At 35.3% G+C, this 450-nt stretch carries 1 pseudogene; it reads left to right on the forward strand.

Going from position 1 to position 450, the window contains the following annotated elements:
- Window positions 1–450, forward strand: a pseudogene (prfC, locus tag H4O21_RS28145) (peptide chain release factor 3); the annotation flags it as partial.

Consider the following 450-nt stretch of genomic DNA (forward strand, 5'->3'; position numbering starts at 1 on the left):
GAAAAAAGTGAAGTTTTCGAGCCCTAATGCTTTTTTTGCTGAAAAAAAGGAAATAGTTGATATCTCCTACCCTGGTGATATTGTAGGGTTACAAGATACTGGCACATTTAAGATTGGAGACACTTTAACTGAAGGCGAAGTACTCAATTACAAAGGTGTTCCTAGTTTTTCTCCCGAGCATTTTAGATATATTAATAATGCTGATCCTATGAAAGCTAAACAGCTATTTAAAGGTATTGATCAGCTTATGGATGAGGGTGTTGCACAATTATTTACTTTAGAATTGAACGGAAGGAAAGTAATTGGTACTGTTGGTGCACTGCAATATGAAGTTATTCAATATCGGTTAGAACATGAATACGGGGCGAAATGTACATATGAGAATTTAAATGTACATAAAGCGTGTTGGGTAGAACCTGAAGATCCTAAGAATGAGGAATACAAAGAGTT

Source organism: Oceanospirillum sediminis (assembly GCF_014164585.1).
In the GTDB taxonomy this organism is placed as follows: domain Bacteria; phylum Pseudomonadota; class Gammaproteobacteria; order Pseudomonadales; family Halomonadaceae; genus Oceanospirillum; species Oceanospirillum sediminis.